Genomic DNA, 7462 nt, shown 5'->3' on the forward strand with positions numbered 1-7462 from the left:
CGTGAAACGCTCGGCTGGAAGTCCCCGCTGGTGGTTTATACCGAACACATGGCTCGGCTACAATTGCAGGCCGATTCGATTCATTAACCCGGTGTTGCACTTGATACTTGAGACCGCCCAGGATAAAAAATTGATCGACAAATCGAAAGTAATTCTGTCCCGCTTTTGACTTGCGCATTACGCGGCGGCAACTTTCATCTTTATTGAGGCGAGAAACGCTCGGGGAAATCATCGATGGGAATTTATCATTGACAGGCCGCTTCCGACCCTTTTCAGACGTTCACGTCAAGTCATGCTGCGATGTTCTGGGCTTGCTCAAGGCGAGTTCCGCGTCAGCGGCTTCCTGTTTTCGTTCAAGCAGACGCAGGGCAGTGACTTTGTAGTGGGCAGGGAGATCACGATGGCCCGGAAGATGCCCACTAAGTTCTGCGACACCTTCAAGCGTGGCTGCCTTTTGAAGATACGGAATCGCATATTGCTCGATGGCTGAACTAACTTCATCAGCGATTTGCGGCACATCTGTAGACGAGCTAATCTCCCACCAATGATCGCTTGCTTCGGGCAACAAATAACCAAGCCGGATTCCACAATGCCCAAACCGCCGCTTTACGGGATCCTCAATGACGATGTCGCCATTGGCGAGCGCAATCGCGGGCAGATAGGTCCAAAGGTTCACCGTAAATCTGCTCCGATCCGGGGCATTCCATTGACTGGACTGAAAATTGATGTGGCATGTTGCATTAGCCAAGGTACGGAAAAAATGGCGTCCCGCTTTTCGAAAGCCCAAGGATTTGAGCGAGGGATGCGGACCGAGTCCAATGACTTCTTGAACGAAATGGCTAGACTGGGTCGGAGTTGGCGGCATTTTTTCAAACCTTAGAATGGCGCAGCGATCGTCTGCTTTTGGGCGAAGCCGGCTGTTCCGACAAGTCTAGCATGTTGCTAATCTGAACTTGTTGCAATTCGTGCTGACTGGCCGCATCCGACCCAGGCTGTGTAAAAACGTAAGCCGATGTAAACGAAACCTGATCGGTAACCTGCTCGACGAACAAGCCTTTGCCGCGACAGTATTGAGCCAGTTCGCCCTCGTTCATGCGTGCCGTTTCCAGCACCACCCCAAACTTATCGGCCGACGACCACACGATGGCATTCTTTCCATTTCCTGGCACCGGCACTCCCTGAGACTGTAGATTTCGTCGCCAAGTATAGAGTGTCTGTTCCGAGATGCCATTCTCCTTCGCCAGGGCCGATACCAGCCTGTTCTCCGGTGGCATCATTTGCCGAAGGATGCGGTCTAGCCATTTGAGTAGTTCGGGGGCGAGACGGAAGGCGCCGCCGAGCAGGCCACCGAGCAAGGTTTCGATCATTGGGTGCCTCCCAGCAGTTTGAGCTTGATGGCGGCGCCGACCAGCAGCGCGGCCAGGATGCCCGTGGTGACCACTTTGACGGTCGTCTGCCACGCCGTACGTCGCGCGTCGCGCCATGCCTCGAGCAGTCCGCGCAGCTCGCCGATGTCGCGCGCCGCGTGGCCGTTTTCGAGGCCGAGATGGGCCAGTACTCGCTCGGCACCGCGTTCGGCGGCCAGGCTGAGCAATTCGTCGAAATCTTCTCTTCGGATCAGAAGCATATTGTCGGCATTGTTGGTGTCGGCGGGTTTGGTCATGGCAGTCTCCATAAACGAAACACCCGCCTAAGTTGGCGGGTGTCGGCGGGTTGTAGAACTAACACTGGGGGTGCAGCTGTGGAAATGAGCGTTCTCGATCAAATTTGTATTCTTGACGTAGAACAACTCATACGCGAAAAGCACACTACTGTTCAGCGGGTTGCATAACATACCGTCAGCGACATACTTGTCGCGAGGAATCGAAAGATGAGCTGAACGACGCGCCGTTTGTTGGCGGCCAGGCGTTGGCGATTCATACGCGCCTCGCCCAAAAAAGCTCGCATCGTAAAAACGTGCACATTCGCGAGGTTGCCGAAAGCGCTGCCGCCGGGGACCTCAACCTGATGACTGAACTGGTATCAACAGGAGGCACAGCATGAAAATTATCGGATGGATACGCGACGGCGATAAAACTGCCTGCGGCGGCACGGTCGTTGAAGGAGACCCGACGTGTTCAGGCTATGGCCGCGCCTACGCATTCCAAGGCGCTCGTATCGCCTGCCGCAAAAATTGCGTTATCGCAGATGGCTTCACCCGCTCCACGCTAAGCAACGGTCGTTCTCGGGTGATTCACGGCATGCTGACCAGCGGCGGCTGCCCATGTTATTCAACCCTGAACGATACGGACGGCGTCGGCAACGAGAGCGGCGAGGCCATTGCAGAAAAACACTTTCTCAATGCTGAAGGCGAATGGGCTGCTGTCAAAGAACCGGGGACGGACGAACACCAGTTCGACGAACAGCCCAAGTTCGTTGCTCCTCCGATAGATGGGGTGCCGTATTTCGTCGAAACGATGGACGGGCGCACGTTTTCCGGCCGCACCGAGGCTGATGGCCTGTTGCCACGCATCGGTACTTACGGCGAAGACGAATATACGGTCTACTGGGGCGATGAAGCGCTTGCGAAAATGGAAGGGAGCAGTGTATGACGACTCTCGTGCAGCAGGCCAAGGTGCGAACCAACACCGTTAAGGACTCCGTCTGCAAGATTGACGTGCCGGTCGTGAAGTTCGCTCATCTTTGGGACAACTACGTGACCGGCAACCCTTTCAAACCTGCACCGGATGATAAGGCTGACTACAGCAATCAATGTGCCTTGCGCATGAGTGCTACCTTTCACAAATCCGGTATCAAAATGTTGTCTTTTTCGCAGAAGACTGTAAAGCCGATGCCTGGAGCAAAGGTGCTGGGCCGCGTCATCATGGATGGTTCGCCGGCTGCCGTTCGCGCCTACGAGCTTAGCGAATGGCTGAGATTGCAGCCATTCTGCGGCCTGCCGAAGCAACCTGAGGATATCACCGGCAAGGATTGGGAGTCGAAGGTGAAAGGGCGAACTGGCATTATCATGTTCCATGCGTACTGGACACATTCTGGACAAACGGCCGCTAATGCAAGTGGTGGCCACATTGACCTTTGGAACGGCTCGCGGCTCACAAACAACGGTGTAGCAGGCACCATCGAAATGTTTGCTCGATTCAGACTAGGAATTAACAATCCGTGGATACCGCTCTACTCCGACCTGCGAAATTCAAAAACCATACTATTCTTTGAGGTTAAATAATGACGCGATGGGTCATTCTCTTCGCCTCCGGTTTTTTTGTAGGCATCACCATTGACATGGTGCCGCATTTTGTTGAAGTCGTAGCTGGTATAAATTTATGTCGCGAATCCTGCCCAATAGCGTTAAAAGGCGTTTCAATTGCCATCTATGCATCAATACCGATTTTGTGGGGAGTGCTTTTGGCAGTAACTATAGGGAAACGGAATTCATTTAAATTTCTACTCGGATGGGTGTTTTTATCTTTTGTACTTATGCTGTTACTGACGTGGTTCCTGTACGCGTATCAGCAAGGTTAAGCATGCATATTTTCTCGTCAGACGATTTTTTCGTTCAATTCTTCATTATATTTTTATAAATATTTAAATTTGGGAAAATTGTCCATTGGGGATTAAATGAAGCGCGCAGCGGTGATATTTTTCGGTTTTCTATATGGAGCATTTTTGTCGACTATGTATATTTACATAGTTAGTCATAGAAATTGGTCACCAGTGGCTTTGTTGCCTGCAAGTTGTAGCGCAGAAAAATGCCATTTTCTATTTCGGCTGATGTTGTTCTTTGATGTGCTGGCTCCTGTTTTCATATTTTCATTGCTAAATATAGTTGCGTGGAAACGTTGGGCTATATATAAATGGTGGTGGTGGTTCGGTAGCCTGACAACGTTGACATTAGCTTTCTGGATAGTTACTTATCTCTGGAAAAGATATTAGTTGGCAATTGCCGCTCCAGGAGCCATCAAATGGCAATGCCGACGCTCCACCCGCTGGCCTTGTAGGCCGACAGCACGCTTTCATCTTCGATGAAACAAGTCCAACCGATCTTCGGCGCAATGAACGACCACGCAGCCTCGATGCGCACAGCAATCTGACCGCTTTTCCCGACCCAGGCGCCACTCGCGCCGGCCGCCACGATGTAGCGGTCGCCATTGGCGGGCGCGGCCGGCGGCGTGCCTTGCCCACGCGACTTCACCGATAATTGCAGCACCGCATCGAGCAGCTTCAGGTTGGCGTCCATGCCGGTATTCCACCCTGACTCGCGCGCCGCCCAACCGTAATTTATGCCCAGATTCGGGCCTGTTAGTGCCGCCATATGATTCTCCCGGTGTCATTCGCCATACGTGCCCCCATAAAACATGCCGTAGCCCCGGCACGCGGGGATGTCAATTTGCTGGGCCTGCCAACTGGTGTAACCGTCGCGCACCGTCTCGAGCCGGACCGAGAGCTTTTCGTTCGGTCGGTTCAAACCACTCTCGGCGATTTCGCTGGCGATCGGGTAGGTCCAGCTGGTCCCGGTCAGCCCCGCTTCCGTGTGCCGTAGCGTGCCGGTTTCTTCGTAGATCCGCACGGTGTAGCTCGTCCCTGGCTCCGGGCCGATGTTCGCTTCGCCTTGCGTGACCAGGTACGCCGTCTGCAATATCCGGCTGCGATGGGCCCAGCTGACCGTGAGCGCGCCAGTGATGGCGGACACGCTGTAGTCGACGTTATTGACCAGGACCCTCCCTGGTGGATACCCGCCCCGCACGAATCGCCTTGTGAACGGCGGTGTCGGTGACACCCCGGTGGCGGGCGTAAGCGCGTATCGAAATTCCCATTGGCCCCTTCAATCGTGTGTTCGCGCTTTTGCCACAGCACGGCGCGATTGTGCTTGGCTTCGTTTCCGAACAGCGCGTTCATGAACATCACCAGCCAACACCACTGACCGCTGTTCTTTGGTCTGGCAGCCAAGCGGGGTGCGAAATGAGCGCGATCGCCTCAAGCAAACCGCGCAAGCGCTGCGCCGTATGCCGCCCTTGGGCTACGACGTTGAAAATCGCCTGCTGGTCATCAATGCGGAAGAGGGCGCGGTGGTGCGCCGCATTTTTAGCGAGATGCTCACGATCGGCTCGCCCACGCAAATCGCTGCCAGGCTGACCGCTGACGGCATCGCTACCAAGACCTGGACGACCCAGCAGGGCCAAAAGCGCAGCGGTACGCGCATCGACAAAAAATATCTGCACAAGCTGCTGCGCAACCGCATTTACCTCGGCGAGCTGTCGCATAAGGGGATGTGGTACCCGGGCGCACATGCGCCCATCATTGACCAGGCACTGTGGGACCAGGTGCATGCAGTGCTGGCCACGAGTGGCCATGCCCGGTCGGTCGAAACGAAGATCGCCAACCTGATGATCGAGCGCATCGACCTGGTCGACGCCGGCGACCGGCAGGGCATCACGGTGAAGTGGCGCGAATTGGGCTGGGATGCCCTGATCGGTGAGTTCGCACCAGTGGGGATCGGTGCGGAAATGCTGGAGCTGGAGAGCTAATGGATAAGGATCTGGAAACCTTCGTGCGTCTTGCGTTCAAGCGCAAGAAGGGACAATGGGTGGCCGATTCGGGGGACTACGCTCATGACGTCCTGATCATCGACGCAGTCAGCCGTGCCCTGTACTGGCAATCGCTCCTCGACTCCGGCGCGTTCAAGAGCATTGTCGAAATCGCCGGCGATGAAGGCATGAAGCCGACGACGGTCGCCCGGTTGCTGCGGTTGGCTCGGCTGGCACCAGACATCGTTGAGCAATTGATGGCGGGGCACCAGCCGCGTCGCCTGACTCTGTTGTGGCTGATGCGTCACGATGTTCCTGCGCTCTGGCCGACGCAGGTGCGAATGATCGAGCCGTTCAATTAGGGGGCACTATGTCCAATAAACATTATGGCAAGCACGCTGGGCACTGCGTCACCACGAAGATTGCCGGGCCGGCAGGCGGGGTGCAGATGGAGACCTTTGTACCTTGGAAGCTGGTGAGGCGGGGAGTGAAAAAAGAGGTCATTTCGCCACTGCATTCACCGCTGAAGTTAGTGTCAGAGCCGACCTTGGAGCGAAAGTCCAGTAGGGCGGCCCAGGATACTGCGTTGTTGCGGGCGCTCGGGTTGGCGTATCACTGGCAACGGTTACTCACCGAGCAGCCTGCAGCAACCGTGGCCGACATTGGCGTGTATGAAAGCATGGATCTGACGCAGGTGCGCCGAGTCTTGCGGCTGACCCTCTTGGCGCCTGAAGTTACGGAGAGGCTGATCAGCGCGCGTAATGTGACCATGGAACACGTGGTGCGGAAGCCTTGGCCTAGTAACTGGAGTGAGCAGGTATGCCCTTTCGTCTGTGATGGCTCATTGAATTGTCACGGCGTTCTACGCGTGGAGTGCATCAATAAGTAAATATTTCCAAGTGCTAAAATTGTTGTAGTATATTAATATTGTCGGCGGGGAAATTTTTCATATTTCCGCAAGAATTTGACGATTGTTCGATCGTGACAATCTGTGATATTTTGTTTGAAATTTGATCACCTTTGTCGTAACTTCGAAGTTAGTTATTCTTGGAAATAAACAGATGTAATTGAAAATCGCTAATTTTTCGTCAGTTTATATGCGGACGTTATACAACAGAAAGTTTAGGAATGACAAAGCAAAACCAAGCAGAAAAAACTTTAAATCTTTATCCTATTGACTATCCTTTTGAAACTCTGACGTCGCGTATTCGAACAAATCCACCAAAGCTTAAACTTGATCCAGATTTCCAAAGGAAATATAAATGGGACAAGGCCGGTTGGGAGCGGGCTTCTAGATTTATCGAATCATGCCTCATGCGAATACCTCTGCCAGCATGTTATTTTGCGGAAAAAGGTGATGGAACACATTTGGTAATAGATGGAGTGCAAAGATTAACGACAATTGAAAAGTTTTTCAATGATGATTTTGCTCTTGAGGGGCTAACGGCTTTCGAAGAACTTGAGGGAAAAAAATTTTCTCAATTAGGTGCCTATCGTGCAGAGCTTGAGGCAACTACGATACGGTGTATTATTCTTCGAAAGGAAAATCCAGAAAACCTGATTCAGGAAATTTTTTCGCGCCTGAACCAAGGGGCTGTACGACTTTCCGACCAGGAAATACGCCACGCAATATTTCCCGGCACGCTAAACGACCTTTTGTACGATCTGGGGTGCCTACCTGATATTGCAAATTTTGGTAACACAGTGAAAGACGCTCGCGAAGCCGATGAATTAGTTCTTAGATTTTTCGCATTACAAGATGATCTTGCTAGCTATAAAGGTAGACTTTCGAAATTTTTAGATACCTATATGCGAGAAAACGCACCTCGTTATACACAAGTCCGAAGCGCCGAACGCCGGAGCTGAAAAATCGTTTACTTTCAATGACTTGCAGCAGCCCTTGTAAACTTGATCGTTTTCGCGTTTACTCTCGTCTTTTG

At 53.0% G+C, this 7462-nt stretch carries 10 protein-coding genes and 2 pseudogenes; 6 read left to right on the forward strand and 6 right to left on the reverse strand.

All coding sequences use genetic code 11. The annotated features are described in order from the left end of the window. Window positions 1-280: 280 nt before the first annotated feature. The 3 genes from ACP7BZ_RS22615 to ACP7BZ_RS22625 are packed head-to-tail and all read right to left on the reverse strand — an operon-like array spanning window position 281 to window position 1663. On the reverse strand, window positions 281-865 hold the full coding sequence (locus tag ACP7BZ_RS22615; protein ID WP_426117407.1) for a DUF4304 domain-containing protein: 585 nt from the start codon (window positions 863-865) through the stop codon (window positions 281-283). 4 nt (window positions 866-869) lie between these two features. Next, window positions 870-1367, reverse strand: a complete 498-nt coding sequence (locus ACP7BZ_RS22620) for a helix-turn-helix domain-containing protein (RefSeq protein WP_426117409.1) — start codon at window positions 1365-1367, stop codon at window positions 870-872. Continuing rightward, entirely contained in the window at window positions 1364-1663 is a 300-nt protein-coding gene (locus ACP7BZ_RS22625) for a DUF6127 family protein (protein ID WP_426117411.1), read from the reverse strand. Before ACP7BZ_RS22625 ends, ACP7BZ_RS22620 begins: the two co-directional genes overlap by 4 nt. Window positions 1664-2039: 376 nt before the next feature. On the opposite strand from ACP7BZ_RS22625, the gene ACP7BZ_RS22630 reads away from it, so the two are divergent. Then, window positions 2040-2591, forward strand: a complete 552-nt coding sequence (locus tag ACP7BZ_RS22630) for a PAAR domain-containing protein (protein ID WP_426117413.1) — start codon at window positions 2040-2042, stop codon at window positions 2589-2591. Next, complete coding sequence (locus ACP7BZ_RS22635) at window positions 2588-3223, forward strand: type VI secretion system amidase effector protein Tae4 (RefSeq protein WP_426117415.1); 636 nt, start codon at window positions 2588-2590, stop codon at window positions 3221-3223. Before ACP7BZ_RS22630 ends, ACP7BZ_RS22635 begins: the two co-directional genes overlap by 4 nt. 732 nt (window positions 3224-3955) lie before the next feature. Here ACP7BZ_RS22635 and ACP7BZ_RS22640 read toward each other — a convergent pair. From ACP7BZ_RS22640 to ACP7BZ_RS22650, 3 genes and pseudogenes are all read right to left on the reverse strand, one after another. Then, complete coding sequence (locus tag ACP7BZ_RS22640) at window positions 3956-4234, reverse strand: DUF2793 domain-containing protein (protein WP_426117417.1); 279 nt, start codon at window positions 4232-4234, stop codon at window positions 3956-3958. Window positions 4235-4324: 90 nt separating this feature from the next. Next, the gene (locus ACP7BZ_RS22645; RefSeq protein ID WP_426117419.1) at window positions 4325-4687 is read right to left on the reverse strand and encodes a hypothetical protein; all 363 of its coding nucleotides are present in this window, start codon (window positions 4685-4687) and stop codon (window positions 4325-4327) included. Window positions 4688-4724: 37 nt separating this feature from the next. Beyond that, window positions 4725-4811 (reverse strand): annotated as a pseudogene (locus ACP7BZ_RS22650) (elements of external origin); the annotation flags it as partial. A gap of 138 nt (window positions 4812-4949) precedes the next feature. On the opposite strand from ACP7BZ_RS22650, the pseudogene ACP7BZ_RS22655 reads away from it, so the two are divergent. The 4 genes and pseudogenes from ACP7BZ_RS22655 to ACP7BZ_RS22670 all read left to right on the forward strand — a co-directional run. After that, window positions 4950-5522 (forward strand): annotated as a pseudogene (locus ACP7BZ_RS22655) (recombinase family protein); the annotation flags it as partial. After that, the gene (locus ACP7BZ_RS22660; protein WP_426117421.1) at window positions 5522-5884 is read left to right on the forward strand and encodes a site-specific recombinase resolvase; all 363 of its coding nucleotides are present in this window, start codon (window positions 5522-5524) and stop codon (window positions 5882-5884) included. The pseudogene ACP7BZ_RS22655 and the gene ACP7BZ_RS22660, both read left to right, overlap by 1 nt. Before the next feature lie 8 nt (window positions 5885-5892). Then, window positions 5893-6411, forward strand: a complete 519-nt coding sequence (locus ACP7BZ_RS22665) for a hypothetical protein (RefSeq protein ID WP_426117422.1) — start codon at window positions 5893-5895, stop codon at window positions 6409-6411. Window positions 6412-6650: 239 nt separating this feature from the next. After that, complete coding sequence (locus ACP7BZ_RS22670) at window positions 6651-7388, forward strand: DUF262 domain-containing protein (RefSeq protein ID WP_426117424.1); 738 nt, start codon at window positions 6651-6653, stop codon at window positions 7386-7388. The last annotated feature ends 74 nt before the right edge of the window (window positions 7389-7462 follow it).

Origin of the sequence: Massilia sp. PWRC2 (assembly GCF_049896725.1) — a bacterium.
Classification (GTDB): domain Bacteria; phylum Pseudomonadota; class Gammaproteobacteria; order Burkholderiales; family Burkholderiaceae_D; genus JAFCUW01.